Origin of the sequence: Phenylobacterium kunshanense (assembly GCF_003254525.1) — a bacterium.
Classification (GTDB): domain Bacteria; phylum Pseudomonadota; class Alphaproteobacteria; order Caulobacterales; family Caulobacteraceae; genus Phenylobacterium; species Phenylobacterium kunshanense.
Genome location: NZ_QFYS01000001.1, coordinates 376,278 through 399,811 on the forward strand (window position 1 = coordinate 376,278; position 23,534 = coordinate 399,811).

37 protein-coding genes are annotated in these 23,534 nt (G+C 66.1%); 28 read left to right on the top strand and 9 right to left on the bottom strand.

The window, feature by feature from the left end:
• From DJ019_RS01835 to DJ019_RS01875, 9 genes are all read right to left on the bottom strand, one after another.
• Positions 1-369, bottom strand: a complete 369-nt coding sequence (locus DJ019_RS01835; protein WP_111274268.1) for an HNH endonuclease — start codon at positions 367-369, stop codon at positions 1-3.
• Positions 369-812, bottom strand: a complete 444-nt coding sequence (locus DJ019_RS01840) for a recombination protein NinB (protein ID WP_111274269.1) — start codon at positions 810-812, stop codon at positions 369-371. Before DJ019_RS01840 ends, DJ019_RS01835 begins: the two co-directional genes overlap by 1 nt.
• Entirely contained in the window at positions 809-1,444 is a 636-nt protein-coding gene (locus tag DJ019_RS01845) for a lambda exonuclease family protein (RefSeq protein WP_111274270.1), read from the bottom strand. The genes DJ019_RS01840 and DJ019_RS01845 overlap by 4 nt, the downstream gene beginning before the upstream one ends.
• On the bottom strand, positions 1,437-2,210 hold the full coding sequence (locus tag DJ019_RS01850) for an ERF family protein (protein WP_111274271.1): 774 nt from the start codon (positions 2,208-2,210) through the stop codon (positions 1,437-1,439). The genes DJ019_RS01845 and DJ019_RS01850 overlap by 8 nt, the downstream gene beginning before the upstream one ends.
• A gap of 32 nt (positions 2,211-2,242) precedes the next feature.
• Positions 2,243-2,521, bottom strand: coding sequence for a hypothetical protein (locus DJ019_RS01855; RefSeq protein ID WP_111274272.1), 279 nt, complete (start codon positions 2,519-2,521; stop codon positions 2,243-2,245).
• An 88-nt stretch (positions 2,522-2,609) separates the two neighbouring features.
• Entirely contained in the window at positions 2,610-2,819 is a 210-nt protein-coding gene (locus DJ019_RS01860; RefSeq protein WP_111274273.1) for a hypothetical protein, read from the bottom strand.
• Positions 2,819-3,001 carry a hypothetical protein gene (locus tag DJ019_RS01865; protein WP_111274274.1) on the bottom strand — a complete coding sequence of 61 codons (183 nt, stop codon included), beginning with the start codon at positions 2,999-3,001 and terminating at the stop codon, positions 2,819-2,821. The genes DJ019_RS01860 and DJ019_RS01865 overlap by 1 nt, the downstream gene beginning before the upstream one ends.
• 2 nt (positions 3,002-3,003) lie before the next feature.
• Positions 3,004-3,267, bottom strand: a complete 264-nt coding sequence (locus DJ019_RS01870) for a hypothetical protein (protein WP_111274275.1) — start codon at positions 3,265-3,267, stop codon at positions 3,004-3,006.
• 149 nt (positions 3,268-3,416) lie between these two features.
• A complete protein-coding gene (locus DJ019_RS01875) occupies positions 3,417-4,100 on the bottom strand; it encodes a LexA family protein (RefSeq protein WP_133255222.1) in 684 nt (227 codons plus the stop codon).
• Positions 4,101-4,196: 96 nt separating this feature from the next.
• Here DJ019_RS01875 and DJ019_RS01880 point away from each other — a divergent pair, with 96 nt between their 5' ends.
• The 28 genes from DJ019_RS01880 (at position 4,197) to DJ019_RS02020 (ending at position 23,529) form a co-directional block, all read left to right on the top strand.
• The gene (locus DJ019_RS01880) at positions 4,197-4,379 is read left to right on the top strand and encodes a hypothetical protein (RefSeq protein ID WP_111274277.1); all 183 of its coding nucleotides are present in this window, start codon (positions 4,197-4,199) and stop codon (positions 4,377-4,379) included.
• Positions 4,376-4,918, top strand: a complete 543-nt coding sequence (locus DJ019_RS01885; RefSeq protein ID WP_111274278.1) for a GIY-YIG nuclease family protein — start codon at positions 4,376-4,378, stop codon at positions 4,916-4,918. The genes DJ019_RS01880 and DJ019_RS01885 overlap by 4 nt, the downstream gene beginning before the upstream one ends.
• A 346-nt stretch (positions 4,919-5,264) precedes the next feature.
• Complete coding sequence (locus tag DJ019_RS01895; protein ID WP_133255223.1) at positions 5,265-5,765, top strand: hypothetical protein; 501 nt, start codon at positions 5,265-5,267, stop codon at positions 5,763-5,765.
• Between the two features lie 186 nt (positions 5,766-5,951).
• Positions 5,952-6,173, top strand: a complete 222-nt coding sequence (locus DJ019_RS01900) for a hypothetical protein (protein ID WP_111274281.1) — start codon at positions 5,952-5,954, stop codon at positions 6,171-6,173.
• Positions 6,170-6,487 carry a DUF1064 domain-containing protein gene (locus DJ019_RS01905; protein WP_111274282.1) on the top strand — a complete coding sequence of 106 codons (318 nt, stop codon included), beginning with the start codon at positions 6,170-6,172 and terminating at the stop codon, positions 6,485-6,487. Before DJ019_RS01900 ends, DJ019_RS01905 begins: the two co-directional genes overlap by 4 nt.
• Position 6,488: 1 nt before the next feature.
• On the top strand, positions 6,489-7,076 hold the full coding sequence (locus DJ019_RS01910; RefSeq protein WP_111274283.1) for a GcrA family cell cycle regulator: 588 nt from the start codon (positions 6,489-6,491) through the stop codon (positions 7,074-7,076).
• Complete coding sequence (locus DJ019_RS01915; protein ID WP_111274284.1) at positions 7,073-7,654, top strand: helix-turn-helix domain-containing protein; 582 nt, start codon at positions 7,073-7,075, stop codon at positions 7,652-7,654. Before DJ019_RS01910 ends, DJ019_RS01915 begins: the two co-directional genes overlap by 4 nt.
• Positions 7,651-8,355, top strand: coding sequence for a DNA-methyltransferase (locus DJ019_RS01920; protein ID WP_111274285.1), 705 nt, complete (start codon positions 7,651-7,653; stop codon positions 8,353-8,355). The genes DJ019_RS01915 and DJ019_RS01920 overlap by 4 nt, the downstream gene beginning before the upstream one ends.
• Positions 8,352-9,287 (top strand): bifunctional DNA primase/polymerase, encoded by a 936-nt coding sequence (locus tag DJ019_RS01925; protein ID WP_111274286.1) that lies wholly within the window; start codon positions 8,352-8,354, stop codon positions 9,285-9,287. The genes DJ019_RS01920 and DJ019_RS01925 overlap by 4 nt, the downstream gene beginning before the upstream one ends.
• Positions 9,284-10,744: a replicative DNA helicase gene (locus DJ019_RS01930; RefSeq protein WP_111274287.1), complete on the top strand. Its 1,461-nt coding sequence runs from the start codon at positions 9,284-9,286 to the stop codon at positions 10,742-10,744. Before DJ019_RS01925 ends, DJ019_RS01930 begins: the two co-directional genes overlap by 4 nt.
• Positions 10,745-10,791: 47 nt before the next feature.
• Positions 10,792-11,874, top strand: coding sequence for a hypothetical protein (locus DJ019_RS20730; RefSeq protein WP_133255224.1), 1,083 nt, complete (start codon positions 10,792-10,794; stop codon positions 11,872-11,874).
• Complete coding sequence (locus DJ019_RS01940) at positions 11,871-12,296, top strand: hypothetical protein (RefSeq protein ID WP_111274289.1); 426 nt, start codon at positions 11,871-11,873, stop codon at positions 12,294-12,296. Before DJ019_RS20730 ends, DJ019_RS01940 begins: the two co-directional genes overlap by 4 nt.
• Positions 12,296-13,150: a hypothetical protein gene (locus tag DJ019_RS01945; RefSeq protein WP_111274290.1), complete on the top strand. Its 855-nt coding sequence runs from the start codon at positions 12,296-12,298 to the stop codon at positions 13,148-13,150. Before DJ019_RS01940 ends, DJ019_RS01945 begins: the two co-directional genes overlap by 1 nt.
• A 184-nt stretch (positions 13,151-13,334) precedes the next feature.
• The gene (locus DJ019_RS01950; protein WP_111274291.1) at positions 13,335-13,709 is read left to right on the top strand and encodes a hypothetical protein; all 375 of its coding nucleotides are present in this window, start codon (positions 13,335-13,337) and stop codon (positions 13,707-13,709) included.
• A 3-nt stretch (positions 13,710-13,712) separates the two neighbouring features.
• On the top strand, positions 13,713-13,910 hold the full coding sequence (locus DJ019_RS01955; protein ID WP_111274292.1) for a hypothetical protein: 198 nt from the start codon (positions 13,713-13,715) through the stop codon (positions 13,908-13,910).
• Positions 13,907-14,203 carry a hypothetical protein gene (locus tag DJ019_RS01960; protein ID WP_111274293.1) on the top strand — a complete coding sequence of 99 codons (297 nt, stop codon included), beginning with the start codon at positions 13,907-13,909 and terminating at the stop codon, positions 14,201-14,203. The genes DJ019_RS01955 and DJ019_RS01960 overlap by 4 nt, the downstream gene beginning before the upstream one ends.
• Positions 14,204-14,211: 8 nt before the next feature.
• Positions 14,212-14,544, top strand: coding sequence for a hypothetical protein (locus DJ019_RS01965; RefSeq protein WP_111274294.1), 333 nt, complete (start codon positions 14,212-14,214; stop codon positions 14,542-14,544).
• 386 nt (positions 14,545-14,930) lie between these two features.
• Positions 14,931-15,341, top strand: coding sequence for a terminase small subunit (locus DJ019_RS01970; RefSeq protein WP_111274295.1), 411 nt, complete (start codon positions 14,931-14,933; stop codon positions 15,339-15,341).
• Positions 15,325-16,581, top strand: coding sequence for a PBSX family phage terminase large subunit (locus tag DJ019_RS01975; RefSeq protein ID WP_111274296.1), 1,257 nt, complete (start codon positions 15,325-15,327; stop codon positions 16,579-16,581). The genes DJ019_RS01970 and DJ019_RS01975 overlap by 17 nt, the downstream gene beginning before the upstream one ends.
• Positions 16,581-18,131, top strand: coding sequence for a DUF4055 domain-containing protein (locus DJ019_RS01980; protein WP_111274297.1), 1,551 nt, complete (start codon positions 16,581-16,583; stop codon positions 18,129-18,131). Before DJ019_RS01975 ends, DJ019_RS01980 begins: the two co-directional genes overlap by 1 nt.
• Positions 18,132-18,143: 12 nt before the next feature.
• Complete coding sequence (locus tag DJ019_RS01985) at positions 18,144-18,455, top strand: hypothetical protein (RefSeq protein ID WP_111274298.1); 312 nt, start codon at positions 18,144-18,146, stop codon at positions 18,453-18,455.
• Positions 18,452-19,099: a DapH/DapD/GlmU-related protein gene (locus DJ019_RS21305; protein ID WP_111274299.1), complete on the top strand. Its 648-nt coding sequence runs from the start codon at positions 18,452-18,454 to the stop codon at positions 19,097-19,099. Before DJ019_RS01985 ends, DJ019_RS21305 begins: the two co-directional genes overlap by 4 nt.
• On the top strand, positions 19,096-19,710 hold the full coding sequence (locus tag DJ019_RS01995) for a hypothetical protein (RefSeq protein ID WP_111274300.1): 615 nt from the start codon (positions 19,096-19,098) through the stop codon (positions 19,708-19,710). Before DJ019_RS21305 ends, DJ019_RS01995 begins: the two co-directional genes overlap by 4 nt.
• 318 nt (positions 19,711-20,028) lie before the next feature.
• Positions 20,029-20,376, top strand: coding sequence for an HNH endonuclease (locus DJ019_RS21615; protein ID WP_420849834.1), 348 nt, complete (start codon positions 20,029-20,031; stop codon positions 20,374-20,376).
• A gap of 61 nt (positions 20,377-20,437) precedes the next feature.
• Complete coding sequence (locus DJ019_RS02005) at positions 20,438-20,983, top strand: hypothetical protein (protein WP_111274302.1); 546 nt, start codon at positions 20,438-20,440, stop codon at positions 20,981-20,983.
• A gap of 82 nt (positions 20,984-21,065) precedes the next feature.
• Positions 21,066-21,824 (top strand): hypothetical protein, encoded by a 759-nt coding sequence (locus tag DJ019_RS02010; protein ID WP_111274303.1) that lies wholly within the window; start codon positions 21,066-21,068, stop codon positions 21,822-21,824.
• Between the two features lie 115 nt (positions 21,825-21,939).
• Entirely contained in the window at positions 21,940-22,926 is a 987-nt protein-coding gene (locus tag DJ019_RS02015; protein WP_111274304.1) for a major capsid protein, read from the top strand.
• A gap of 48 nt (positions 22,927-22,974) precedes the next feature.
• Positions 22,975-23,529, top strand: a complete 555-nt coding sequence (locus DJ019_RS02020) for a hypothetical protein (RefSeq protein ID WP_111274305.1) — start codon at positions 22,975-22,977, stop codon at positions 23,527-23,529.
• Positions 23,530-23,534: the final 5 nt, after the last annotated feature.

Here is a 23,534-nt window from a genome sequence, read left to right on the forward strand (position 1 = left end):
TCAGCGCGTGGGCGCGAAGCCGCGCGAGCGGATCCGGGCCTTTGATTTCGGATGGATGCCAAGGTGCTTCGCGCGGATGCGATTAGCCTTGGACATCGCGGCGCGGTCGTCGCGGGTCTTAACCTTGTGGGCGTCAGCCAGCGCTGGGGCGAGGTTGCTCTCGCGGTTCTCGCCCCCGAGGCCGATAGCTCTGACGTGCTCGACTTCCCAAGTCTCGCCGGGGCCGATCTTGCGACCTGACAGGTAGCAGCGGCCTTGATACCGCTCGAACACCCTGAGTTTCACGCGGGCCGGGACCGGCGTGTCTGGCGTCGCTCCGATCCATTCCGGCACGGAGCGGCGGTCAAGGGCGGTAGGCTCGACCAGCATCAGGCGGCGCGCGGGGGCGCTTGTTCGGCGCCTCCCGCTCCCTCGTCGCTGAAGTGTTCGACCTTCAGGCCTTCGCGAGCGCACCAGGCCAGGATCATCTCGATGAGGTCAGAGAAGCGCTGCTTCCCTAACGCCGACGTGCTGAGGCCCAGGGGGAACATGCCATCCCCGTCCAGGGTCGGCAGAAACCGGACTTCCTCGCCCAGCGCCTGCATGAACACGGCCTTGTAGAGGGCCTTATCCATCTTCACGCCGTTGTGGATCGGGCGCTGCTTCAGGATCTGATCGATAAGCCCATGTAGGGCGTCGTTCTGTTCGTCCGATCGCTTTGCCGGACGCAGTTCCAAAGTCCAGCCGCCCTTAGCAGCCGCGACGCGAACGCCCTGTATCGCGCGCTCCAGCGTCGCGGGTGACAAGGCTACTGTGTGACGTTCGGCGCTCATGCCGCGAGCGCCGCCTTGGCGCCGTGAGTGCGGACGCGCTCGACCATAGCCGCCAACTCATCGTTGAAGCGGTCGATTTCGCCCTTCAGGTTGGCGATGTAATCCCGATCGGGCGATACGCGGCGCGTGACGAGGGGGAGCTTGCGGCAGTAGATCGCCAAGTCGATCCATTCCCGCTCGGTGACGAGAAGGAAGCCTTGGAGCTGCGCCCGGTGTTCCGGGGGAATGTCGTCGCGTAGAAGCGCTTCGATGTGAAGGTGCGCCGCTTTAGTCTTGATCTCCAGACCGCCGCGCTCTCCGATCAAGGAGTCAGGGGAGCAACCCATGTCGCCACGCCGCAGGAAGCCGACAATCTGAGGGTCGGCCTCGTGCTCGAAAGCGTATTGCTCCCGCGCCTCAGCCTCCCATTCCTTGCCGCGCTCCATGTGGCCGTTGGAGTAGCTATCCATCGGCTGGCCCGTCAGGCGCTCTCCTGCCAACTTCATCATGTAGGTCTTGCGAGTGAGGCTGGCGCCGCCGTCACGGCCCTTCGCCATGACCGTCGCGAACTCGCTCGCGGTCGGAATGCCGAGCCGGGCCTCGTACCACTCAGGGGTGCCCTGCTCGCAGTTGAACACCTGCAGATCAGCCATTGGCCTGGCCCTCGCCTTTGGCGGCCTTCAGCCGGCGATTCCAGAGCGCGACGACTTCGCGAAGCTCTTCCTGGCGCAGCGACTTCGATAGGCGGTCGAAGTGGTCGCCGCGCCATTTCCGCAGGTCGTCAAGACTCGCTGCCATGTTGATGTTGGCGATGGCGTCTTGCGCCTCTTGGCTCATCCCGGCTCCGCGGCCGTCGTCGTCTCGGTCGCGCTTGTGACGGCTGGTGATGTTCAACAGGGCGATGGCGGCGTAGCGCTTGCCGTAGGAGAGGGACGAACCGACGCCTTGCACGGCGTTTTTGCCGCCACTGGAGTCGAGTGGGAGCGTGATCTCAGCCTCTTCGGCATGTCCCGCGACGTGCGTCAGGACGCCAGTCACGATCACCTTGCCCTCCGAAGAGGTGCCCGGCCGGAACGCCAGGTCGAAGCCGTGTTCCGTAAGGATCGGCTCGATCGCCTCGTTGATGTCCTCCCATTCGGCATAGGTCGACTGGACCCTGCCGGCGCTGTTCAGGATCTGGCCGCGCTCATCGATCACGGGGAGGCTGGGCTTCATGGCCAACTTGGCCTTGGTGAAGGCGACCTTGGCCTCGTGCGCCCGAATGCGCTCGGCCATGCCCAGCATCCGCTCGAATTTGTCGACATCGGTATTCGGGTCGGCGGCGAGGCGGGCGATGAGGTCCATCATGCTCGCGCCGGTGACGGAGGTCACTTCGGCGCTCTGCCGGGGCGCGACCTGTTGACGTGCGGGCTCGCTCATCTGCGACTCCTGTTTGGCGTGGGGTGCGAGGCTCACCGTTCCGCCCTCGCGCTGATCGCCTCGACGGACTGGACGCGGGCATCGAGGTCTTCGGCCAGCCGGCGGGCGGCCTCGCGAATGCCCGGTGCGTAAGCCTCGCCTCCGTCCGCGATCTCGGCCGCGAACTGCTGCAGGTCGACCATCGCCACGGCGAAGGCCTTCACGTGGTCCCGCGCGGCCTGGCGGGCCTCGGCTTGCAGCCTGCGGACGCGCTCTGCGACGGTCTCGGGTTTGGTGGTGGCGTCGCGGACGACGGAAAGGACGCGGGTCATCAGAGGCCCTTCGCGGTGAGGATGATGTGACAGGCCAAGGCGAGCGTTCCGCTCACGGCATAGACCCAGGGGGAGAAGGGGAGAGGCATCACGCAGCCCGCCCGAGCGCAGCCCGCAGCTCCCGAACAAGGCGAAGGGCCTCGGCGTGTGATCCTGTGGGGATGATGATGTTCTGGCCGTCGTACTGAATGTCCCGATCCACCAGGGCTCGGGCGGCCATGCGGATGGCGATCTCGGAGACCGCGCTATCCGCCGCCTCGCCAGCGGTGACGAAGCCAGGGACGAAGGGACGGCGCATCAGACGTTCCCCTCCGGCGCCATGGCGAGGCACGCAGCCAACATCGCCATCGCCTCACGCGCGGCCCTGAGGCCTGCGCTCACGCCGTCGAAGTCGGGATAAACCGCGACTTCCTCGTCACCGAACCGAAGCGCGAACCCGTCGCGATGGCCGGTCAATTCCAGATGCGGCTCCGGCTTCATGGTTAGGCCGCCTCATCCAGCGCAGCTTTGCCGTGCGCCTTCGCGGCGTCCCGCAGCGCATCCTGCGCCGCCAGCAGGTCCGTGACCGTCAAGCCCTCAAGATGCTCCGGCGTCCGAATGAGGCGGTCGCCAAGGATGCGGAGCTGATGCCCCACCCACGTCGCCTTCTTGCGCAGAAGCGACGCGCCATCGAGCCGACCAGCCGCCTCGCCAATCCAGCGAGCAACCGCAGCGTCCATCTGGGTCTTGTTGGGATGAGGGTGCATCGGCATCTCCTTCGATGGGAGACACTAAAGCATTTATGCTCTCACGATGGCAAGAGCAAAAATGCTCACGCGCACATTTTTAGCGCCGTAGCGCTCGCGGGAACGGGGGTGGAGAGCGTGTTTTTCCCGCGCGAGTTGCGGACCAGCGACTAGCGCATCCCGCGATACGCCCCAATCACAAGGCCCACCAGCTCAACCTCGACGCCTTCGCCTGGCGCAGAGAGTTCAAGGGGCTTGTCCCACGCTGGATTGTGAGAGCGAGGCCAAAGCTCGACGCGCCCCTCGCGGATCGCGATTTGCTTGATTGACCGCTCTCGCAGTCGGCCCTGGTCTCGCCGTCGCTCAACGACAACGAAATCGCCGTCAATAGGGGAATACCCCATCTCTATGGCGTCCACGACGTGGGCGAAGTGCCCCGGGGGGATCTCCCGATCCACGCTGTCGCCGACGACCAACTCCAGCCATTGCGGCCACTCTGCATAGTCATCGTCTGGCCGAACGCCCTTTGGCGGGGCTGGAAAGTCCTGCTCGGCTAAATCAACCTCGATCCAATGTCCTGCTTGCACTCGATGCCTCACTGGCAGGTAAAGCGGTACAATCTTCGCCTGCGCAGTTTGCCGAAAGTCCGGCGCATCCGCCCCCACAGCTTGCGCAAGCTTGGCGAGTGTGCGGCTGGACGTGACGAAAGCATAGCCCTCTTTTACGGGTCGCGCGATGGTTGTGCGCGCGACGCCAGCGGCCTTGGCCCAGGTCGCGGGGTTCAGGCCTTTCTCCTCCATCACCCGGAGCATCCAGGCGCGGATTTCTGCGGCGAGCTGTGCGTTCTGATCCACGGCGCGCACATGCCGCAGGGGAGGCGATCTACGCCACAAGCATGAATGCGCTTGCGGAATGAGCATTTATGCTCCATTGTAGCGAGCATGTCCGATATGCTCACCGAGTTCGAACGTGATTGCGCCGCAGCCGACGTGTCGCCGGTCGCCGCGCTCAAGGCCGGCGGGGTTCATCCGACCCTCTGGTCAAAGTGGAAGAGCGGCATGTCGCCGACGCTCAAGAATTTCCAGCGCGCTCGCAGCGGGCTGGAGGCGCTGAAGCGTGAACGGGCGGCATGATCTACTTCATCCGCGATACGGCCACTGGCCTTGTGAAGATCGGCTTCTCCGATAGCCCGCGTGGGCGGCTGGCGAAGATGCAGGTGGATTGCCCTGGGCAACTCCTGCTGCTCGCCACGCAGGAAGGCGGTCGGCGGGTGGAGTCGACTCTGCACGAGCGGTTCGCTCATCTCCACGTTCGCGGTGAATGGCATCGCCTCGGCGACGATCTCGACGCCCACATCGGCTCGCTTCCTCCCGCCAGCCTCAGTTCGCCGGCCGTCGAGCGGGCGAGACCGAAGCACGTACTTCTTGTTGAAAGCCTGTGTGACGCCACGGGCGTCGGCTTCATCACCGCGAGGTCGTGGCTGCGCCGGAAGAGCATTCCGGGTCGCTATTGGCTGGCGATCTCCAAGGCCGGTGTGATGAGCTTGGAAGAGTTGGCCGTCATGATGGCTGACCCGACCCCCGACACCGACGATCACCGCCACCAGCACGGGGGCTTGCGGTCTTTCCGCGCTCGCCGTGAGGGGCAGGAACAGAATTGCGAGGCCGCATGATGCGCGCCTTCGCCAGCACCCCAGCGCACGATGGGTCTCTCTCCCGCCCGCGTACGTGCGCCGCGCCGCCGGCCTTTGTGTCGGCGGCGCCCAAATTCCGTGGCCCGCTTCGTGCGGCGTCATTGGTCGGTGGAGGCGTTGCAGCGCCTCACCGTCCATTCCGTCAGCGCCAGCTCGGCGCGGGCGTGGTTGACCTCCGCAGCTTGTTCAAAGGTGTCTGCGGCGGCCGGAAAGTCTCGGGCTGCGACGCGGAAAGCGCCAGCCCGGATTGCGTACTCGATAGCTCTGAGAAGTCCGTTTCCCTCCATGTCTACGGCTCCGTGCCCCTCCGTCAAGGTCATCAGAAATGACCTACGGAGGCTGGGAAGTCGTGGGCACGGATTACCGAGAACTGCCCCTTGGAACCACGATCGGAGACGCCTTGCGGCGCCTCGTTCGGGAGCGTTTCAAGCACAACACTGCCAAGCGGATCGAAGCCCGTTGGGGTCTCGATCCGCGCACGGCGCGCAACGTCGTCACGCAAGGGAACGTCTCCGAACGCACGCTGACCAAGGCGGCGCTCGCGGAGCGCTGGGCCCTGTGGATGGCGTTGGGAGAAGAGCTGTTCGGCCAGTCCTACGCGGAGTGGGAGGAGCAGCGCCTGAAGTCAATCATCGAGGAGGCCGAACGTGACCTGGACAGGGTTCGTCGGCTGCGCCCGCAGGGTCCGGCTCTTTCTGAGCGCTCCTTTGCTCAACGTGCGGCTGGCGTGGTGGACGATGCTGAAGGCGATGAGCCTTCCGGTAGCCGAGACTGCAGCGGATCGGTGCGCCGCTCTAGCGGCAGAACTCGCCAAGCGCAGGGCTGAGGAGGGCAACCGATGATCCGCTTGTTCCGCAACTACCTGGCCCGCGCAAGGGCGAGAGCGGCCCGGGATCATCACGAGGCCATCGCCGCGCTGATCGCCGCGGTTCGGGTCAGCCCGCCGACTGCCTGACGAACTAACCGGGCCTGCGTCGAGCCTTGGATCGGCGCGAGAAGGGGAGGGCAGCGAATGCGCTGGCTTCAAGGTCTGTTCAGCCCCGGCAAGGCCGAGGCTCATCAGCAAGCGGTCGCGATGGCCGCAGAGCTTCAGGACGCCCGGCTCAAGCGCAAGGCAGCCCTGACTGAATACCGCCTCGCCAGAGAGGCCGGTGACACCCGCCGGATGAACGCGGCCTCCAAGGCCGCTCGCCGCGCGACCAACCTCCTCATGCGCCTGGAAACCAGCCGGTGACGCGAAAGTTCCGCAACGTCCCTACGGAAGTCGACGGCGTGACGTTCGCCAGCCGCAAGGAGGCCCGCCGGTTCGGTGAGCTGCGGCTTCTGGAGCGAGCAGGCGAGATTTCCGAACTCCAGATCCAGCCCGCATTCCCCCTCACGGTGAACGGCAAGCTGGTCTGCAAGTACCTCGCCGACTTCGCCTACCAGCGCGGCGGCGTCCGCGTGGTCGAGGACGTGAAGTCGGAGATCACCCGCAAGCACCCCGTGTACCGCATCAAGAACAAGCTGTTCCGCGCGGTCATGGGCTTTGAAATCACAGAGGTCTGACATGATCGCGCATCAACGCGCAGCCACGTCCACATCATGGACACCGGAGCGGATGGAAAAGCTTCGTGAGCTTCACGCTCAAGGCCTGTCGGCTGCGCAGATGGCCAAGGCCCTTGGCGGGGTCTCGCGCAATTCTGTGATCGGCAAGTGCAGCCGGATGCGGCTTGGTCCGATCGGCGGCGTCAAGGCCCCGCCGCCGGCGCGGTATTGCCCGCCTGCGAAGCCTCGCTCTCCCAAGGGCGTTATGGTCCTCGCCCGGCAAGGCGGCCCGACGCAGCGCAACCCGGCTGAGAACAAGCGCGCGAACATCAAGGCCAATGCTGAGGTGCGCGAAACGCCCGCTGCTAACGTCCTGGCCCGCGCCCGCGCCTTCTTGCCTCTGGACGGCTGTGTGCCGGTTCAGTTCGGCGCGCACGGCTGTCGCTGGCCGGTCGGCGGGGAGGGGGCCGACATGCTCCAGTGCGGAGCCAAGCGCGCCGACGGCAAGTCCTACTGCGCAGAGCATTCCGCCGTGGCCGACGTCCTGCCGCCTCCCGGCTACCGCACCGGCGCCCAGCTCGCCCGGTCCCTTCGGAGGTGGGCGGCATGAGCGAGATCACCCGATCCGCACGCGCTGGCGAGTTTGCCATCGCTGGACGTCCGAAAGCCGCAGACAATTGGGACTTCATCATGGCCAAGCACCGGGAGGGATTCCCCGCCTCGGCTATCGCCCGCATGTGCGGATGCCGTGTCGAGAGCGTGCGCGAGATCATCGCCATATCGGGCCAGGAGCAACCGGCCCGTGTGATCTACAAGTCGCCGTCGCTGGTGGCTCAAACCCCGCCCGCTTCCGTCGAGCCCAAGCCCGCCGGCAAGCTCTCAAAGCGAGGTATGCCGCCCAAGATCCGCCGCCGCGTCGTCGCAGTGGCGCGCAAGCACGGCGTCACCCTTGAGGCCCTGATCGCCAAGCACGACCGGAGGGGCCTCGCCGATGCGCGACATGAGGCCTGGTACGTCGTGCGCTTTTTCAGCGACGCCAGCCTGCCGATGATGGGCGCATGGTTTGACCGAGACCACTCCACGATCCTGAACGGCATCCGGCGGCACGAAGAGCGGCTACTGAACAACGCCGATCTTGCGAGCGGGGACGCGCTTGGCCTGCCGATCGTCGAGCGAGAGGCAGCATGAGCAAGTTCCGTGAGGAAGTGATCGGCGATGCGCGGCTGATCCTTGGCGATTGCCGCGAGGTGCTGCCGACGCTCGGGAAGGTGGACGCGGTTGTGACCGATCCGCCGTATGGGATCGCGCACAGCTCCAATCGCGGAGCGACCTGGCAGGGAACGCAGATTGCGAACGACCAAGATACCTCGGTTCGCGACGCGGTGTTGGCCTCGGCGATGGCACCGGCCGGAATAGTGTTTGGAAGCTGGAAACGCCCGAAACCAGATGGCACCCACACCGTACTGATCTGGGACAAGGGTGATGCCGCCGGCATGGGCGACCTCTCCATCCCGTGGAAGCCTAACCACGAGGAAATCTACATCATCGGCCGCGGCTTCGCAGGACACCGCGGCCCAGCCATTCTTCGTCACACCAATATCACTTGGGAGAGGAAGGGGCGCGCACACCCTCACGCGAAGCCGGTCAGTCTTATGGTGGACCTGATCGCAAAGGTGTCGGGGGGCGTCATCCTCGACCCCTTCATGGGCTCCGGTACGACAGGCGTAGCCTGCGTGCGTCTGGGTCGTCGCTTCCTAGGCGTTGAAATCGAGCCTTCTTACTTCGACATCGCCTGTCGCCGGATCGAGGAGGCTTACCGCCAGCCTCGACTGTTCACAGATCCCCCCGCCAAGCCCCAACAGCCCAGCATGTTCGGGGATGCAGCATGAGCCTCACCGGACGCGCCGCAGAGGCATATGTCTCGCGGCTTGACCTTGCCGTCATTCCAACAGGCCCCGATTGCAAGCCGGGCTCTGTGAAGAAGTTCGGCGCGCTCCTGGAAGCGGCGAAGGAGCCGAAGGACCGGGTGTTCTCGGTGAAGGACGCGACCAAGGACGTCGAGCTTATTCGTGCGATCTGGACCCGGACGCCGAAGGCCAACGTCAGCATCGTCACCGGCGCCGTCTCTGGCGTGTTCGCGCTCGATATTGATGCCAAGGGCAAGGTGAACGGGTTCGAGGCCCTGGCTCGGCTTGAGGCGATGTTCGGGCCTCTCCCGTCGACATGGCGGGCGCTGACCCCATCGGGCGGCGAGCATCGCTACTTCGTCCAGCCATCCCGGTGGGTGCTTCGGAACAAGGTCGGGCTTCGCATCTACGACCGGCGCGGCCGGGTCTCAGAGCTATTCGACGGCCTGGACATCAGGACGGACGGCGGGGCCTGTGCTGCGCCCCCTAGCGAGAAGACGTCAGGGACCTATCGCTGGGCAGATCACCCGCTCTCGACGCCGGTCTCAGAAGCGCCGGAATGGCTGCTGAAGCTCGCTATCGACCCGCCCCCGCCTCCGAAGGTGGACCGCCCGCCGCTGCGTCGGGGACACGCCGACAAGCTGGCCCGCTACATCGACAGGGCCATAGACTCTGAGTGCGCCCGCGTCACCGGCACCAAGTCGGGCCGGAACGTCCAGCTCTTCAAGTCGGCAGCCAACCTCGGCTCCCTCGTCGGGGCTAACGTCCTGCCGCAGGACTTGGCCGAAGCCGAGCTTTGGAAGGCCGCCACCGACTGCGGACTCGTCGCCGATGACGGCGCCCATTCCGTCCGCGCCACCATTGCCTCTGGGATGCGGAAGGGGATGCAGAACCCGCGCGAGGTGACGGCATGACCGTCACCGCCCGTCGCGACGAAATCCAGCGCCACATCACCGGTGCAACGGCCCCGGCCGCCGTCGAGGCGGAAAAGGCCTTGCTCGGCATCGCTCTCAGCAACGCCGAAGCCCTGGACCTGATCGAAGGCCTGACGCCAGCCCACTTCTATGAGCCGCTTCACGGCCGGATCTGGGGCGCGATCCAATCCCGCTACGCATCTGGATCGCTAGCAGACACCGCCATTCTCGATGGCCTGTTTGTTCAGGACGAAGCTTATCGCACCAAGGGCGGTCTTGCCTACCTTGACGCCCTGGTGGCGGTTGCGCCTGGCGCCTCGCGGACTGAGGCCTACGCCGCAGAAATCCGCGACACCGCCGCTCGCCGCGCCATCATGCAACTCGCGAACGAGATCGCCGACAAGGCCGCCGGGGATGAAGCGGAGGAGGCCAACGCGGCCGAAATCCTCGCCATGCTTGAGGCCGGCGCGTCTGAGATCGCCAAGACCGCAGACGTGGGCGACGCATGGATGAACCCGGGCGAGATGATCGCAGGGGCCGTCGAGCGCGCCAGGGCCTCCCGAGGGGTCATTGAGTTCCCGCTAGGCATTCCGGAGCTGGACCGGCTGCTGGGCGGCCTGCATCGGCAGGAGGTGACCGTTCTCGCCGCCCGTCCCGGCGTTGGCAAGACGGTCGGCGCCCAGGCCTATGCCCGAGCCATCGCCCAGAACGGCATGGCGGTGGCGTTCTTCGCGCTGGAGATGGGGCCTGACCCCATGGCCCTACGTCTGGCCTGCGACCTCGCCTACGACCGTGACCTGCCCTGCCACATGGGCGTCACGTCCAACATCACCCTGTCCAAGATCAATGCCGGAGAGCTTAACGAAGGCCAGTGGGAACAACTGTCCCAGGCCCAACGGTGGGCCGCCCGGATGCCGCTGCGCTACGACGCCCGTCCCGGCCACACCATGGCCCGCATCGAGGCCCTGTCCCGCCGCCTGTTCCGCAAGGCCGAGCGCCACGGCGTGAAGCCCGGCCTGATCGTCATCGACCACATGGGCAAGGTCAGGCCTCCGAAGGGCCACAGGGGCGACCTGCGTGCCGAAGCAATCAGCGTAAGCCGCGACGCCTCGGAAATGGCCAAGCGGCTAGACGTCCCGGTCTTGCTGCTCTGCCAGCTCAATCGCGGCGTCGAGGGGCGCCAGGACAAGCAGCCGAACCTCGCCGACCTCCGCGAAGCCGGACAGATCGAGGAAGATGCTCGCCAGGTCATCTTCCTCCACCGCCCAGAATACTACCTCCGCCCGCCGGCCGACACCGAGTCCGAGACCTTCGACCAGCGCCTTGACCGTGAGGCCAAGCTGGAGGCCGCCCGGAACAAGCTGCACTGGATCGTGGCCAAGAACAGCCACGGCCCGACCGGCTCTGCCCTGACTTTCTGTGACATCGCGGCGTCCGCCGTGAGGGAGTGGAGATGACACGCCCGCTAACCCCCCCCGATTGCGATCTGACCGACTTCCCGAGGATGATGATCGACATTCCGCGGCTGCGCGGATCTGACTTCGACGCTACGCCTAGCGATGCTGCGTGGCGGGCCGGCCTGAATCTCTGGATGACGTCTTGGCATCAGGTCCCGGCTGGATCGCTTAGCGACAACGATGTGATCCTGACCAAAGCCGCCGGTCTCGGACGGGACATCAAGGCGTGGAAGAAGGTCAAGGCAGAGGCGCTTCGCGGTTGGGTGAAGTGCGACGACGGCCTGCTTTATCACCCGGTAGTGGCTGAGTACGCGCTGGAGGCGTGGCTGGAGAAGCTAGCTCAAGCTCTCTCCAGTGGAGCGGGAAACGCGAAGCGCTGGAAGGTCTCTTTCGATCCTGGGCCGATCGACGCCGATATCGACCGCACCGCTGCAATGCTGAAGGCATTGAATCCTAAGTCAAAAGCGCTCGCCAAAATCGAGCGGCGCCGGTCCCGGCCGATGTCGGCAGCAATTCCCGACGTCGACCCGGATGATTCCCGTCGGCATCCCGATCCTGTCCCGTCGGGATCGCAAGAAGAAGGGGAAGGGGAAGGGACTCTATTAGGGACTACCGTCCCTGTCGCATCGGCTTCGCCAGACGCGACCGATGGGCTCCTCGCTCTCGCCCTTGAGGACATCGCTGGACAGGCCAAGGCGAAGGCCGATCCGTGGGAGGCCGACGAGGACTTCACCCGGCTCTGGGACATGGCGCCGCCCAAGATGCGAGTGCGCGCCAAGTCGAAGGCCAAGGTCTGGAGCGCCTGGACCGCCGCACGCAAGCTGGCCCTGCCGAAGACGATCCTGGCCGGTTTCGCCCGCTACAAGTCGATGGACACGGACCTCCCACGTTCCGGCGGCCCTGGCCTGCACATCTGGCTGAAGGACCGGGCTTGGGAGCCGTGGGTCGGCGGCGTCGAAACCGACCGCGCCGCGTCCTGGACCGAAAGCGAATGGTCGATCGCCATGCGGATCTGGCGCGAGACCGGGACCTGGGGCGAGGGCATCGGCGCGCCTCCAGGCCAGCCCGGATGCCGCGTGCCCGCCCGTCTTCTCGTCCAACCCGCCCACACCACAGGAGCCACCGCATGAGGGTCGCCACCGTCAGGCGCGAACCTACGCTAGCCGAGCGCCGCAAACGGGCGGACGCCACCGCCATCGCCGACCGCGCCTTTGCCGCCTTCGTGGCTACGCTGCCAGCCGACCCGGTGACGCGGCGCTGGGCCTGTGAGCGCCTTACCCGGCTCACCGGCGCCCAGGTGGCGGCTGACCACGGGGAGGCTGCACTGCACTGCGCCTTGAGCGGAGCGGTCGTGGCGGGAGCCCCGGCGTACCGCGCCGCCAAGCCTGGTTTCGTGGCCGCCGAGGCGTTGTTCACCAGACCCCACGCCGAAACATCGGCGCTAGGGCGGGAAAACTGCGCCGTGGATGGCCTTGCGATGTCTCCGGCTACCCAACTACCAGAACACCGCAAATCGGCCTCAGCGGCCAAAATTTCAGGGGGCGACCAGTAATGACCAAGCTCGACATCACCGACGCCTTCAAGCCGGATTTCGACGGCGACCGGCCCAAGACCACGCTGACGGGCCCGGAGCGCAACCAGCACCGGCTCGTGAAGCAGGCCGTGATCGACCGCCTTCACGCCGCGATGCTGACGCTGATCTGCCAGCCGCGGGTCGGGCCGAAGGCCAATCTCGCCGGCGGCGCGCCGCCCTACATCGTAGAGTTCTCTGACCGAGTAGGGGCAGAGCTTGAGGAGCCGAAACGGGCGCGGTACGAGCCGACGACCGCGGACGTGTCGGACATGCTTCCGGCCCTGTCCCTGATGGACGGCCTGCATCGCCCGTTCTTCAAGGTGGTGATGCTCCGGGCTCTCAACGAGTTCGCGGTCGAGAAGGGGGAATCCGAGCCCTTCCCGTGGGACGTGATCGGCGAGGAGTGCGGCGGCATGTCCGGCCGGTGGGCCGAGGACGCCTACAACGCCGCGATCGTCCAGGCCACGCGTCGGGCCGGCCTCCTGCCCATGGTCTCCCGCGACTACGGCGTGGTGGTGGTCTCGTTCTGGGTGGATCGGGGCTGGATGACGAAGCTCGCCACCGCCTCGGATCCGCGCCAGGCGGTGTCGAACGCCAAGGCCGGAAGCCCCGTGCGGCCTGAGCAAGCCTTCGTTGTGTGGGTCCCGGGTCAGCATGAGGCGAAGCGGATCGTCGACGCCATGCGCCCCGGCCTTCGAGGCCTGCAGGCCCACAGCGCCTACTTCAAGGTCCACCCCGACGTCATGGCAGAGCGCATCATCGACGCCGCCAGGGCCCTTGGCGTAGGCTGGACCTTCGAGGACATCAGCGTCAGGAGCGCGTTGGCGGCATGAGCGAACCGACAGCACCGTCGCGGGGCGAGGCGACTTTCGACTCGATGGCAGACGCCTTCTTCGCGGCACTGCCTGAGCCCCGCGCCGTCATTCCGCCGCCGCCGCAACGCGACCGGCCGCATCCCGGCTCTGTCCCCGCCTTTGGAACAGCAGCCTACCGCAGGTGGCTTTGGAGACGCCAGCGATGACCGCCGACCCGGGCTTTATCAATCCGCCGTGGCCGATGGACTGGAGTGTAACGCTCTGTCTTGGTCATGACGAGGACGCCCCCGCCCTCGCCTACAACATCGAACTTGGTCCGGCGCCCAGAACCCAAGCCGAGGAACGCGAAGACCCCATGGACGAACGGCGCCCTTGCCGCGTCAGGGGCCAGATGATCCCCGGAATGCCTGATGTCTCGGCGGGGGATCAGGTCGCCCTGTCGATCCGCTACCCTGGCCCCGTGGTCGATCGCTTTCAGGCGACGATCCTGGCCGCAACGGTCGCCGGGCCAAACGCCTGGCCGGTCGAGCGGACCCTCGATTTCCTCGTGACCTCGCCGATTTATCGGAGGCTCTAGCCCATGACCGTCGCCGAACTGATCGCAAAGCTGCAGGCAGCACCGCAAGACGCCCGCGTTGTGGTGATTGACGACTGGGAGCTGCGGCCAGTCAGTGGAGCGCAAGCTTACAAGGTCGAGGGCGACTTTTACGATCAGCCCGGCGAAGTCCGCCTCGGCCGAGGCGTGAAGCTGGGCGACTTCGTGGTGGAGATCGGATGATGACCCCCGCCCTGAAAGCCATGGTCGAGGAGGACGGCGTCTTCTGGCGCATCGACGAAATGAATGGCCTCGCTCTCGTCTTTGAGTTTCGAGACGACAATGGCGACGTCGAGATCAGAGGGTTTCACAAGTCGGACGGATGCGTAAATTGGAAGACTAGCGACACCTGCATGGCGCACTTCTGCAGCCTTGAGGACGCGGTCGAGCTTCTGGTCAAGTTCCGCACCGTCGCCCGCATCGCCAAGCGCGAGATCGCGCGATACGACCCCCAAGCGGATTGGCCGGAGCAATGACGCCAGCGATGAAGGCCATGGTCGAGGCGATGGCGGCCGAAATTGTGCGCCAGGGCAACGAGGAAAAGAGCCGCGGAACGGCCGTCTGGTATCCGTCGGACCCGACCAACCCCGCGGACGTCAGGTCAATCTCGCTCGATGGCGATATCTGCCTGGAGAAGGTCGCCCGCGCCGGGCTGGCGGCGATCCCTAAGGCCGCGCTCGCTTCCGGCGTCGCTGCTGCTTTCTATGAGGTCGGTGGGACAGCCGACGACGGCGGGTGGGAGGTCCCCAGCCCTGACGCGGCGCTCGAGGCGATGCTCAACGCCATCCTGAAAGACGATCCAACCGCTACCTATTGACAACTAGCCCCATGAATCACTAGTAATTGCGTATCGGGTGCGTCGCGCGCCTGATTTGGACCCCGCCCTCACTCGGCGGGGTTCTGCGTTTCTGCCCCTACCGTCTTTGTGCGGATGCTACGGCGAAGGCCAGCTCGGCAGGATAGGAAGCGCAACCCCACGAGGTTCGCTCGCCGGCACGGCTTCGGCTGTGTGCTCATAGCCGGTTGAGCCGCGCTGACCCTTAACGAGCCTGGGCAGCGCTCCCCAACATGCCGCAGCCCTTCGGGGCGGCCAGCCAGCCACGCGGCGCTATACCCGAGGCCTCGCGATGTTCGACCAGTTCGCCTTCTGGCTCTGGCTGCGCCTCACTGCTGCCGGCGTGCCGCGCAACTGACAGAGGACCCATGCCCGTACTGAGGAACGCCCGTCACGAGCGCTTCGCTCAGGAGCTGGCGAAGGGGAAGAGCCAGTCGGAAGCGTACGAGGCGGCGGGCTATAATCCCAGCCGCAGTGCAGCCGCCCGCTTGGCCGCAGACGTGAACATTTGTGCGCGCCTCGCGGAAATCCAGGGCCGGGCGGCTGTCAGGGCCGAGATCACGGTCGCCACCATAACCGATCGCCTTCTGGCCATCGCCACAAAGGCCGAGGAGAAGGACGAGGCGTCCATGCTCCAGGTGGCCAGAGCATCCTTGATGGATGCCGCCAAGCTGAACGGCCTGATCATCGACAAGGCCGACCTCACGTCGTCGGACGGAAGCCTTTCCCCGAAACCGACGATCATCGAGTTCGTGGCCCCGGATGCGAGCGACGATTGAGGAAATCCCGAAGATCACGCGGAACTTCGCCAGGCCGGCGCGGACGCGGGTCTTCAAGGGGGGGCGGGGTTCTGGGAAGACAAGGGGTCTAGCGCTCAGGTCCGCCCTTCGGGTTTACCAGCTCGCTGAGCGAGGCGTCGAGGGCGTGTTCCTCGCCAGCCGCGAACACCTGAACAGCCTCGACGAATCCTCGATGGAAGAAATCAAGGCCGCCATCGGGTCCGTCCCGTGGCTGGCGAGCTACTTCGACATCGGCGAGAAGTACGTAAGGACGAAGAACCGGCGGATCAGTTACGCCTTCGCTGGCCTTCGGCACAACCTCGACAGCATCAAATCCAAGGCCCGGATCATCGGGAACTGGACCGATGAAGCCGAGAGCGTCTCGGAGGTGGCCTGGCGCAAGCTGGTGAACACGCTCCGGGAAGAGGGTGATGGCTGGATCGCCGAGAACTGGATCAGCTACAACCCGGAGAGCCCAGAGAGCGCGACCCACAAGCGCTTCGTGAAGTCGCCGGCGGAAGACTGCATCGTTACGACGGTCAACTGGCAGGACAACCCGTGGTTTCCGAGCTTGCTGAACGCGGCGCGGCTCGAGGACCAGCGGCTTAGACCTGAGACCTATGAGCATGTGTGGGAGGGTGAGTTCCTCACCCTCACTGACGCCCAGGTGTTCTCAGGCCGGTATGTCGTCGAGGAGTTCGAGCCCGAAGCTAGTTGGGATGGCCCCTATCAGGGCCTCGACTTCGGCTTTGCCCAGGACCCGACCGCGGCCGTTCGCTGCTACATCCATGATCGCCGGCTCTGGATCCGCCATGAGGCCGGCTCGGTGCGACTGGAGTTGGATGGCACCGCGCCACATGTGAAGGCGCGCATCTCCGACTTCGACCGCTACGTCATCCGCGCGGATTCGGCTCGCCCGGAGAGCATCAGCTACCTGAAGCGCCACGGCCTGCCGCTTATCCAGGCGGCCGAGAAGTGGCCGGGAAGCGTTGAGGACGGGGTGGCCTTCATCAAGGCCTTCGACAAGGTGGTCATCCACCCCGACTGCGAGCAGACCGCCCGCGAGTTCAGGCTCTACAGCCACAAGGTCGACAAGCGGAGCGGGGACATCCTGCCCGAGATCGTCGACGCCCATAACCACTACATCGACGCGACCCGCTATGCTCTGGCCCCGATGGTCAGGCGCCGGGATGCGCCGATGGCTCTCTTCGGAACCTACGCAGCACAGGGGAGGCGTTGATGGCGATCCGCACCACGCCGGAAACCCCGTCGTCAGACTACGAGGCGATGCTGCCGGCGTGGACGAAGGTCGAGACGATCCTTGACGGCCAGGCGGCCATGCAGGCGGCCGGCACGACGTACCTGCCTCAGTTCCCCAACGAGACCGACGCCGATTACGAGTACCGGCGCCAGAACGCCAAGTTCACCAACATCTACGCAGACATCGTTGAGAACCTGTCGAGCAAGCCCTTCTCCGAGGAGGTCACGCTCGACGAAGGGGCCGGCGATCGGTTCAAGCAACTCGCCGAGGACATCGACGGGCGCGGGAACAACCTGCACGTCTTCGCTTCCGAGGTGTTCTTCGGCGGGGTGAACTGCGCCGTCGACTGGATCTTCGTCGACTTCACCAAGGCGCGGCCTAGGCCCGATGGCCAGCCGCTGTCTCTGGCTGATGAGAAGTCGCAAGGCCTGCGTCCGTACTGGGTTCGCGTGCCGGCCAAGCGGATGCTCGCGGCCTACACCGACACGGTGCGCGGCAAGGAGATCTTCGTTCACGCCCGGATGCTGGAGACGGTGACCCGGCGCGACGGTTGGGGCGAGGTCGCGGTCAACCGCATCCGCGTCCTGAACCGCGAGCCTATCTTCGAGACGGTCGGGGGTACGGTCACGGATCGCGTCGTTGACTACGCGCCCGCCACTTTCGAGGTGTGGGAGAAGAAGACCCGCGGCAACGGTCGGCTGACGTCCTCTTGGTCGATGGTCGAAAGCGGAGCGGTGACGATCGGCGAGATCGCCCTGGTCCCGTTCGTCACCGGGCGCCGGAAGGGGGCGGGCTGGCAGTTCTCGCTACCGCTGCAAGGCGTGGCTGATCTGCAGGTCGAGCACTTCCAGGCCGAGACCGCGCTCAAGCACATCAAGGAGCTGACCGCCTTCCCGATGCTGGCCGGCAACGGGGTGCAGCCGCAGATGCAGGACAATGGGCCTGTTGCGGTCCCGGTCGGGCCCCAGGCCGTGCTCTACGCCCCCCCATTCGGCGACAGCGGGCAGCATGGCGAGTGGACGTTCATCGAGCCGAGCGCCGAGAGCCTGAAGTTCCTCGCCGAGGAAGTGGCCGCCATAGAGACGCAGATGCGCGAGCTTGGCCGGCAACCGCTCACGGCTACCGCTGGGATCACGGTCGTCACAGCGGCCCTGGCGTCGCAGAAGGCGTCCTCGGCGGTGCAGGCCTGGGCGCTGGCCCTTAAGGATGCGCTGGAGCAGGCGTTCATGTTCACGGCCAAGTGGCTGAACGTCCAGGCGACCGAGGCGCCACAGGTCAAGGTCTTCACCGACTTTGCGATGGAGGCCAATGACGAGAAGGGGCCAACGTCGCTGATGGAAGCCCGGCGCAACGGGGACCTGTCGCGCCGCACGCTGTGGGCTGAGTACCAGCGCCGAGGAATCCTGTCGGGCGACTTCGACGCCGATGCGGAAGAGCAGGCCCTAGAGGAAGAGGCCCCGGACCCGGATGCGGCCCTGGATCTCACCGGCGCGCTGACACCACCCGACCCCGAAGCGCTGGCCGCATAAGGAAATCCGCATATGTCGAGCCTGTTCATCGCGCTTGGGCCGGGCGTGAACCGCAACGGCGTGGTCGTGCCCCATGCTCGCCCTCGGATTTCGGGCGACGTCGACGTGGCAGCCTCATCCGCGGTGCTGCAGATCGGCGGAGCCGACGTGACCGGGGGCGAGGGTGAGTTCTGGTTCCTCACCGCCCGCAGCGCCGACATCGTGATCGCCGTGGGTGACGCTCCGACGGCGGGGACGGACCCGGGGCATCTCTGCCCGACGGGCACTCCGATGGCCTTCCCGGTCAACAAGGCCGGCGAGAAGATCGCGGCGAAGAACGCATGAGTCTGATCGACCACAAGGCAGGCTGCGCCGTGGGCGATGGCGTGAACGTCTGCACTTGCGGAGCGCTCAACGCCTTTATCGCTGGGCGCGGCGGCGTTCACCCAAGCGCCTTCATTCACCCGCTCGCCCATGTGGACGGGACCTGTGGCGTCAATGCCGACGTCAAGGTCTGGCAGTTCGCCTCGGTGACCCGTGGGACGGTCCTTGGGCCGGGTTGCAGCGTGGCGCCGTTCGCCGTGCTCGATGGGCCGAAGATCGGAGCCCGGTCGATCATCTCCATGCATGTGGCGATGGGGCCCGGCTTTGAGATCGGATCCGATGTGTTCGTGGGCCCGAACGTCACCCTCTGCAACGACGCTTGGCCCCGCGCCGATAAGACCGGATGGGACGCCGAGCCCTACCGCAGCGGCCGGCTTGTGTCGGTCGTTGTCGAGGACGGGGCCAGCATCGGCGCGAACGCCGTGATCCTGCCGGGCGTGACGCTGGGCAACGGCTGCATGGTCGCCGCCGGCGCCGTGTGTGGCCGGGACGTTCCTGCTGAGCACCTGTTCCGGCGTGACGGGCAAGTCGTGCCTATCCACCCATCGGCCCGGAACCGCATGAAGGCGGCGAGGGTCAACTTCGCAGGCGCTGAGGCGGCGTGATCACGGTCGCGACCCTGCTCTGGACGCCGAACGGCCGGAGCCTGCCGTTCTCGCGCATGTACGACGAAAGCTGGGTGGCGAAGCTGCTGAACGGCTTCGCCCGCAACCTCTCGCACGAGTTCCGCTTCGTCCTTTTCACCGACCGCGAACGCGATCTGCCGGGCTGCATCGAGCAGCGCCGCATCAGCGCGGACCGGCCGGACTACTCGACCTGCATCGAGCCCTTTGGCTTGGGCGTGCCGATGATCCTTTGTGGGCTGGATACGGTCGTCACGGGCGACTGCGACGCCTTGGCGGCCTCGTGCTTTACCCGCAAGACGATCGGTCTCCCGCGCGATCCTTACGCGCCGCACCGGGCGTGCAACGGTGTCTGTCTCGTGCCGGCCGGCTTCGAGAGCGTCGCGAACCTGCATCGCGGCGAGAACGACATGGAGTGGGTGCGGAAGTTCCCGCACAGCTTCATCGACGATGAGTTTCCTGGCGAGGTTTTGAGTTACAAGGGAGACGTCGAGGGGAAGTGTCTAGGTAGCGCCAAGGTGGTGTACTTTCACGGGCGGAAAAAGCCCCATGAATTGTCACATTTATCTTGGATAAAGGAGCACTGGCGCTAGAATAGACGAGCCCGCCGGACGTTGGCGCGTCGCGACGGGCTCTAACCGAAACGACCGTTGGAGGGTCGAGTGGCTGAACCCAAACTATGCAGTGTTATCGGCTGTGTGAAGCCGCATCTGGCGCGCGGCTGGTGTAGAGCCCACTACCTGCGCTGGTGGAAGCGCGGGGATCCTGAGTGGGCATTGGATACACGAAACGCGCCGCTGCGCTGGCTGCGGGAGCACCTTGACTGGCAATCGGACGATTGTCTGATCTGGCCCTTCGGTCGGACCGGCATGGGGTACGGGGCGGTCTACCCGAAAGGTGATCGCCAGCAGATGGCGCACCGATGGGTCTGCGAGCAAGTTCACGGTCCACAGCCCGCAGATCGCCCCTGGGTCGCGCACTCGTGCGGCAACGGCCACAAGGGCTGCGTCAATCCGCGTCACCTGCGATGGGCGACCCCAAAGGAGAACGGGGAAGACCGTTGTGCCCATGGAAACGCCCCGCGCGGTGAAGCCCACCGGGGCGCCCGCCTGACAGAGTCCGAGGTTCGGCAAATCCGAAGGCTCGCCGGGACGCTCAGTTTGCGGCAGGTCGCCAAGCAATTCGGCGTCACCAGCGGCGCGGTGAGCGCAATACGGAGCGGCCGAACATGGTCATGGTTGAGGGATGGGCCGGAATAGCCCACGGGCGCGAGAAGCCCCATGAACTGCCGCCGGGACACCCGATCCTGGCGCACTGGATTTGACGTCGGCCCTGGTCCTGGGCGGGGCTGCGACCGTCTGGGATGACGTGAAGGCGGCCCTGGAACTGGGCGAGTTCTCCGGCGTGGTCGCGGCGAACGACGTGGGCGCAGAGTGGCCGGGCCATCTCGACGCCTGGGTCAGCCTGCACGCCGACAAGTTCAAGCTCTGGGCGCAGAGGCGGGCCAAGCGGGGATTCGCCCCCGCCGCCGCGGTATTCGCTCACGAGAACCGGAAGGGAACAGCCCCGGGCGTCACCCACGCCACGGAGTGGAAGTTCCCGGGGCAGCGGGAGACCGGATCCTCGGGCCTGTTCGCCCTCAAGGTGGCGCTGGTCGACCTCGGCTTCGATAAGGCCGTGCTTTGCGGTGTGCCGATGTCGGTCGACGGGGCGCACTTCTTCGACACGCGACCCTGGCGGGCGGCGATGAGCCACCGGCAGGGCTGGAGCGAGGCGCTCCCGCACATCAGACACAAGGCCCGCTCCATGGGCGGGTTCACGGCTGACCTCCTAGGCCGGCCGACGACGGAATGGCTGGGCGGCTGACCGCCTGACCATGGCTGCACAGGGGACCTGTGCGGCCACTTCAACGGGCGGGACGCCCACCAATTCCGGGATGGAATGATCTATGGCCCTGAAAGCCGTGCTGACCTCGCTCGACGCCGCGCCCGAACCGCTGCGTGAGCACTACGCCGAGAAGGACGGGAAGTTCTATCTCTCGGTCGACGCCGTTGACGGTTACGCCCTGGAGGACGTGACCGGCCTCAAGTCCGCCCTGGGCGCCGAGCGCACCAAGCGCGAACAGCTTGAGGCCTCCGTCGTCAAGTTCAAGGATCTGGACCCCGACAAGGCCCGCGCGGCCCTGACGGAACTCGAGGAGCTGAAGAAGATCGACCCCTCCAAGGAGGCGGACAAGATCGCCAACAGCAAGTTCGAGGCCGCCAAGGCGCAGCTTCTGGAGAAGCACGGCGAGGAGATCGGCGCACGCGAGGAGCGCATCGGAAAGCTCACCGGCGCCGTGGACAAGCTGGTCCGCCAGGCCGCCGCGACCTCGGCCATCGCCGAGGCCAAGGGCTCCATCGAACTCCTGCTCCCGCACGTGCTCTCCAGCACGCGGGTCAAGGAGACCGAGGACGGCGACTTCGTGGTCGAAGTGGTCGACGCCAAGGGCAATGTCCGCATCGGCGACGCCAAGGGCTCCCCGATGGACCTCAAGGGCCTCATCTCCGAGATGCGGGCCTCCGACACCTACGCTCGCGCCTTCGATGGCGACGGCCATTCCGGTACCGGAAAGGAGGCCGACAAGGGCGACGGCGGCGGCGGTGGGGGTGGCGGCACTGACCGCGCCTCCCACTACGCCAAGAAGTTCAACCTGCCGATCAACTAGGCCGGCAAAGGACTGAAGGCCTGGTTTCTCGGGATGAGGGCCAGCCGATCAACCGTCGGGCGGGATGCCCGGCAAAAACCCCGAGAAACCAACCCCTTAAGCAAAGGAGCGCCAGATGGCCCTCTCGAATATGCAGGTCTTCAACCAATACTACCAGCCCGCCATCATCGAAGAGCTTTCGCAGATGGTGGACAAGTTCAACGAAGCCTCCCGCGGCGCGATCCAGCTCACCACGGACGGCTTCGACGGCGACTTCCTCCAGCGTTCGTTCTTCTCGGCGCTTCACTCGGCCAAGCGCCGCGTGGACCGCTACGCCTCCAACGGCACGGTCTCCTCGACCTCTCTGGCGCAGGTGAAGGAGAGCGCGGTGAAGGTGGCCGGCGGCTTCGGCCCGATCCTCTTCGAGCCCGGTCAGATGACCTGGCTGCAGAAGCCGACCGGCGAAGCCATCGCGCATATCTCGAAGAACTTCGCCGAGGCGATGATGCAGGACCAGCTCAACACGGCCATCGCGGCCCTGGTGGCGGCCCTGTCGGTGTCGAGCGACAGCAAGTATGACGGCATCGCGGACGTGTCCCCGAACGTCGGCATCAGCCAGTCGACGCTCAACAAGTCGCACGCCAAGTTCGGCGACGCCTCCGCTTCGCTGGTCTGCCAGATCATGACGGGCTCGGTGGCGCACAAGCTGATCGGCCAGGCTCTGACCAACTCGGGCAGCCTGTTCACGGCCGGCAACGTGACCGTGCTGGACATCCTCGGCAAGGCCGTGGTCGTCACCGACGCCCCGGCGCTCTACGAGGACGCCTCGCCGCTGGACAAGGAGAAGGTGCTCTCGCTCACCGAGGGCGCCGCGGTCGTGTTCGATGGCGGCGACATGATCGCCAACATCGAGACCTCGAACGGTAAGAGCCGCATCGAGACCACCTTCCAGGCGGACTACACCTTCGGCCTCGCGCTGAAGGGTTACACCTGGGACACGGCCAGCGGCGGCAAGTCGCCGACCGACGCCGAACTGGCGACCGGCTCGAACTGGGACCGCACGGTGACGTCGGTCAAGCACAGCGCGGGCGTGATCGCCATCGGCGACGCCACGGTCGCCTAAGACGGAACGGGGGCGGCTTCGGTCGCCCCCTGACCCGTGGGGAAGCACATGAGCAAGATCGAACTGATCTACAGCCAGCAGAGCGGCGACTTCATCAAGGGTCGCGCGTACAGCAACCCGCGGTTCTTCACGACGCCGCGGACGGACGTCTCCAAGGTGTTCCTGGTGGGCGAGTGGCCGAACATCCGGGCTGCCTACGAGGCACAGGGCGTGCCCGTCGAGCAGATCGACGAAGGCAAGGCCGTGGCTGCCGAGCCGGTGGAGCGCCGGGCGCCGGCCGACCTGACCCCGGCGGCTCCTGCGCCGCAACGTGGCGAGATCCACATCCCCGACGACTGGCGCGACTTGCCGTACCGCGGCGGGGCCGACGTCCTGACCCTGCGCCAACTGGCCGCGCTGGTCAGCGATGAGCCGGTGATCAACAAGGCCCAGGCCGTCGCCGCGGTCGAGGCCGAACTTCGCCGCCGGCACGCCGATGAGGAAGGCCCGAACGGCCTGACCCGTCGCGAGATGAACGCCGACCTCGAAGCCGCCGGCATCGAGCCGGACCCGACGCTTTCCATCGAAGAACTGGCCGATCTGGCCGGCATGGCGAAGGAGTAGGGCGG

Bases quoted from the DNA above. Each gene is read 5' to 3' on its own strand.
- DJ019_RS01835 (WP_111274268.1), bottom strand. From the start codon at position 369: ATGCTGGTCGAGCCTACCGCCCTTGACCGCCGCTCCGTGCCGGAATGG.
- DJ019_RS01840 (WP_111274269.1), bottom strand. From the start codon at position 812: ATGAGCGCCGAACGTCACACAGTAGCCTTGTCACCCGCGACGCTGGAG.
- DJ019_RS01845 (WP_111274270.1), bottom strand. From the start codon at position 1,444: ATGGCTGATCTGCAGGTGTTCAACTGCGAGCAGGGCACCCCTGAGTGG.
- DJ019_RS01850 (WP_111274271.1), bottom strand. From the start codon at position 2,210: ATGAGCGAGCCCGCACGTCAACAGGTCGCGCCCCGGCAGAGCGCCGAA.
- DJ019_RS01855 (WP_111274272.1), bottom strand. From the start codon at position 2,521: ATGACCCGCGTCCTTTCCGTCGTCCGCGACGCCACCACCAAACCCGAG.
- DJ019_RS01860 (WP_111274273.1), bottom strand. From the start codon at position 2,819: ATGCGCCGTCCCTTCGTCCCTGGCTTCGTCACCGCTGGCGAGGCGGCG.
- DJ019_RS01865 (WP_111274274.1), bottom strand. From the start codon at position 3,001: ATGAAGCCGGAGCCGCATCTGGAATTGACCGGCCATCGCGACGGGTTC.
- DJ019_RS01870 (WP_111274275.1), bottom strand. From the start codon at position 3,267: ATGCACCCTCATCCCAACAAGACCCAGATGGACGCTGCGGTTGCTCGC.
- DJ019_RS01880 (WP_111274277.1), top strand. From the start codon at position 4,197: ATGCTCACCGAGTTCGAACGTGATTGCGCCGCAGCCGACGTGTCGCCG.
- DJ019_RS01885 (WP_111274278.1), top strand. From the start codon at position 4,376: ATGATCTACTTCATCCGCGATACGGCCACTGGCCTTGTGAAGATCGGC.
- DJ019_RS01895 (WP_133255223.1), top strand. From the start codon at position 5,265: ATGACCTACGGAGGCTGGGAAGTCGTGGGCACGGATTACCGAGAACTG.
- DJ019_RS01900 (WP_111274281.1), top strand. From the start codon at position 5,952: ATGCGCTGGCTTCAAGGTCTGTTCAGCCCCGGCAAGGCCGAGGCTCAT.
- DJ019_RS01910 (WP_111274283.1), top strand. From the start codon at position 6,489: ATGATCGCGCATCAACGCGCAGCCACGTCCACATCATGGACACCGGAG.
- DJ019_RS01915 (WP_111274284.1), top strand. From the start codon at position 7,073: ATGAGCGAGATCACCCGATCCGCACGCGCTGGCGAGTTTGCCATCGCT.
- DJ019_RS01920 (WP_111274285.1), top strand. From the start codon at position 7,651: ATGAGCAAGTTCCGTGAGGAAGTGATCGGCGATGCGCGGCTGATCCTT.
- DJ019_RS01925 (WP_111274286.1), top strand. From the start codon at position 8,352: ATGAGCCTCACCGGACGCGCCGCAGAGGCATATGTCTCGCGGCTTGAC.
- DJ019_RS01930 (WP_111274287.1), top strand. From the start codon at position 9,284: ATGACCGTCACCGCCCGTCGCGACGAAATCCAGCGCCACATCACCGGT.
- DJ019_RS20730 (WP_133255224.1), top strand. From the start codon at position 10,792: ATGATGATCGACATTCCGCGGCTGCGCGGATCTGACTTCGACGCTACG.
- DJ019_RS01940 (WP_111274289.1), top strand. From the start codon at position 11,871: ATGAGGGTCGCCACCGTCAGGCGCGAACCTACGCTAGCCGAGCGCCGC.
- DJ019_RS01945 (WP_111274290.1), top strand. From the start codon at position 12,296: ATGACCAAGCTCGACATCACCGACGCCTTCAAGCCGGATTTCGACGGC.
- DJ019_RS01950 (WP_111274291.1), top strand. From the start codon at position 13,335: ATGACCGCCGACCCGGGCTTTATCAATCCGCCGTGGCCGATGGACTGG.
- DJ019_RS01955 (WP_111274292.1), top strand. From the start codon at position 13,713: ATGACCGTCGCCGAACTGATCGCAAAGCTGCAGGCAGCACCGCAAGAC.
- DJ019_RS01960 (WP_111274293.1), top strand. From the start codon at position 13,907: ATGATGACCCCCGCCCTGAAAGCCATGGTCGAGGAGGACGGCGTCTTC.
- DJ019_RS01965 (WP_111274294.1), top strand. From the start codon at position 14,212: ATGAAGGCCATGGTCGAGGCGATGGCGGCCGAAATTGTGCGCCAGGGC.
- DJ019_RS01970 (WP_111274295.1), top strand. From the start codon at position 14,931: ATGCCCGTACTGAGGAACGCCCGTCACGAGCGCTTCGCTCAGGAGCTG.
- DJ019_RS01975 (WP_111274296.1), top strand. From the start codon at position 15,325: ATGCGAGCGACGATTGAGGAAATCCCGAAGATCACGCGGAACTTCGCC.
- DJ019_RS01980 (WP_111274297.1), top strand. From the start codon at position 16,581: ATGGCGATCCGCACCACGCCGGAAACCCCGTCGTCAGACTACGAGGCG.
- DJ019_RS01985 (WP_111274298.1), top strand. From the start codon at position 18,144: ATGTCGAGCCTGTTCATCGCGCTTGGGCCGGGCGTGAACCGCAACGGC.
- DJ019_RS21305 (WP_111274299.1), top strand. From the start codon at position 18,452: ATGAGTCTGATCGACCACAAGGCAGGCTGCGCCGTGGGCGATGGCGTG.
- DJ019_RS21615 (WP_420849834.1), top strand. From the start codon at position 20,029: ATGGCGCACCGATGGGTCTGCGAGCAAGTTCACGGTCCACAGCCCGCA.
- DJ019_RS02010 (WP_111274303.1), top strand. From the start codon at position 21,066: ATGGCCCTGAAAGCCGTGCTGACCTCGCTCGACGCCGCGCCCGAACCG.
- DJ019_RS02015 (WP_111274304.1), top strand. From the start codon at position 21,940: ATGGCCCTCTCGAATATGCAGGTCTTCAACCAATACTACCAGCCCGCC.
- DJ019_RS02020 (WP_111274305.1), top strand. From the start codon at position 22,975: ATGAGCAAGATCGAACTGATCTACAGCCAGCAGAGCGGCGACTTCATC.